Below are 2,817 nucleotides of genomic sequence, written 5' to 3'. Positions count from 1 at the left end.
TATTAATTACTGATGCAGCTGCAAAGGCAAGTACGAACCAAGGAAATATTTTACTTACACTATAAGAGCCATTTTCATTTTTAGCTTCCTTTTTGGAAGTATAGACAGCTAAAACTAGCGTAATTGGAACAATTGCCAAGATTCTTGTGAGTTTTATTATAACTGCACAAAGCCAGGCAGGACTTGCCCAAAACCTTAATGAAATGGTGCAAAAATTTAAACTTTAATTTTTTTCCAAAGGCTGACCTTGCTTAGGAAATAGGTTTATCTATTTGAGGTTAAAATCATTCTTTAGACGGGTTATGTGTTTTACATTCTATCAGGTTTAAGTTGATAGTAGTTTAGGGGTTGCGTTTACAACCCCTAAAAATAAAATCATAGTGGAATATACTGTAAGAGTTTTTTTATCTTTTCTTCAGATATTTCTTTAGGATTGGACCCAATGCAAGCATCCATTATAGCATTGTGAGTTATAAAATCTAGATTTTCATTAAAATAAAGCATTCTTGTAGGATTGCAACTTGGTACGATAAGCTCGCATCTTCTTTTCTTGCTTTGTTTATTGTGCTTCGATATTTATTTTGTGCAAATAGTATAGGAAGTGTGCCTTTTCAGACACGCCCTAGCACAATTCGTTATTATAGTAAAAAAGTAGTACTTTTGCTATAATAATTGTATAAAAAATACTTTAAGGACGTGATAAAATGGTTAATGAAAGTGAGAATAACTTCATAATGTCTCCAAAAATAGATTTCGCATTTAAGTTACTTTTTGGAAATTCTAAAAATATAGATATACTAATAGCGCTATTGAGTGCTATATTAAAATTACCTATAAATGAATTTGTAGAAATAGAAATAATGGACGAGGAATTGCTTCATGAATTTAAAGAAGATAAAAAAGAGATACTAGATGTTAAAGTAACTACAAAAGAAAAAAAGCGGATGGATATTCGAATACATATATTCCCACATGGATTTATACCAGAAAAGACTATGTTTTATTGGGCTAACATGTATATAAGTGGAATAAATTCAGTAGATACTTGCAATAAACTAAAAAAGTGTATAACTATAAATATAGCAGATTCTAAATATACACCATTAAAGGGAATACATACAACATACCATATAACGGAAGATAAAACAGGATATAAACTGACAGATGTACCAGAAATACACTTTATAGAGTTATCAAAGCTGTTGGATGAGGAAGTGATGAAAGATGAGAACGAAGCAATAGTACAGTGGATGGAATTTATAGGTGCAAAATCAGAAGAGGTGATGGAAGTTCTTGCTGAGAAGAACGAGGACATAAAGAAAGCCTATAATTTGCTCAAAATAATTAGCAAAGATGAAAAAGCTAGAATGTTATATGAAGTCAGACAGGCGGAAATTAGTGACCAATTACTAGGATATTAAACTATGTTAGGTATGAAGGTTCATTGTGCTCTCTATATGGTAAGTTAATAATTCGCATATTCTGGTGATTGGATAGTTGTTTTTCTAAAATGAAAAGAGAATATATATTTTTCCTGCCCTTGAAATGTCACCTAACATTTTGCAGCACCTTTACAACATTTTCAATTAAACTGTATGAGGCAATGTTGTAAATTTTAAGCACAGCAGGACCTAAACGAACTATAATATTAAGCTGTTTCTGGAGAAATATAAGTTATATCTTAAGGAATGATATTTGATAATTAGAAGTATCAACAGGAATTATTTGTTTCTGTGGATTTATGGAAGGGATGTCTTTAAGGCGGCAGCGCGTATTTTTCTTAACCAGTAATAATACCTGACAAATACCATTTTCCAAGCAGCATGATTTCACAGCCTGTCCGCTGCCGTGACATTCACGTATGATTTTAATCTACTCATTCAGTATATACTTCTTGAGTTGTTTTTTATAATCATCTAAAACTCCTTTTAAAGTTAACTTCAAAAACTTTAAAAGGAGTTTTTAGATGATTATCTTACACTTTTAAAGTGCTTCCTATCAACTTTCTTATTTAATGAATATGTAATAAAAATGTTGATACTAGATAAACCATTCCTGATATAAATATTACTTCCATAATACACCTCACGAAGAAATTATTACTTTAATAATTCCCATTTTTAAAAAGGTTTATACATTAATATCTTAGAAGGTATCTATGCTTCTTATCATTTCTGAAAGAATTGATAAGTTTACTCAGATTAAATTAGAAAATGTAGTACATAAGAAAATTTGATAACATTTATTGTAGATACAAGTCATTTCAATAGTTCTATCTATATGAAAACTATATATATTAATTTTATATTATTATGGTGAAGTGAAGGTTTTGTGGATGAAGGATTATATATTAATATTTACTGGTGTAAAGTTAGTAGAAATACCTGATGATGGTGTGCATCCCGTCAAGTAGACAATTGAAAAAACAAAAATTTAGATGTTGCCGTTCACCTTGTGCACGGCAGTTTTTCTATGCAGCTAATAATAGTTTTTCATGATATTCCATCGGTGTCAAAACACCTAACTTCCGTTGTGGTCTTTGATTCGTATAATAATTCATATAACTGTCAATAGCTTTTATTAATTCTTCCTTAGTCTGGTATTTTCTAGTGTAATACATTTCTCTTTTCATCAGTCCCCAAAATCCTTCCATAGGTCCATTATCAATACATCGTGCTACTCTAGACATGCTTTGCGTCATCCCAGCTTTGAGAATACGTTGACGAAAGTCGTTAGAAGTATAATCGATTAAGAAAAAGGGATTGCTCCCTTTCCCTCATCTAAGAACCGTACGTGAGAGTTTCCCTCTCATACGGC

2 protein-coding genes and 1 pseudogene are annotated in these 2,817 nt (G+C 31.0%); 1 reads left to right on the top strand and 2 read right to left on the bottom strand.

Annotated elements, in window-relative coordinates:
- Window positions 1–172 (bottom strand): annotated as a pseudogene (locus ACJDU8_RS25330) (putative sulfate exporter family transporter); the annotation flags it as partial.
- A 532-nt stretch (window positions 173–704) separates the two neighbouring features.
- On the opposite strand from ACJDU8_RS25330, the gene ACJDU8_RS25325 reads away from it, so the two are divergent.
- Window positions 705–1,421, top strand: coding sequence for an Rpn family recombination-promoting nuclease/putative transposase (locus tag ACJDU8_RS25325; protein WP_406794961.1), 717 nt, complete (start codon window positions 705–707; stop codon window positions 1,419–1,421).
- A gap of 1,049 nt (window positions 1,422–2,470) precedes the next feature.
- Here ACJDU8_RS25325 and ACJDU8_RS25320 read toward each other — a convergent pair.
- Window positions 2,471–2,701 (bottom strand): IS3 family transposase, encoded by a 231-nt coding sequence (locus tag ACJDU8_RS25320; RefSeq protein ID WP_406794960.1) that lies wholly within the window; start codon window positions 2,699–2,701, stop codon window positions 2,471–2,473.
- Window positions 2,702–2,817 lie beyond the last annotated feature (116 nt).

This window comes from Candidatus Clostridium eludens (assembly GCF_045310515.1).
Taxonomy (GTDB): Bacteria; Bacillota; Clostridia; order Clostridiales; family Clostridiaceae; genus Clostridium_B; species Clostridium_B eludens.
Note: the sequence above shows the minus strand (reverse complement) of the source record. Positions and strands in the feature narration are given on the sequence as shown.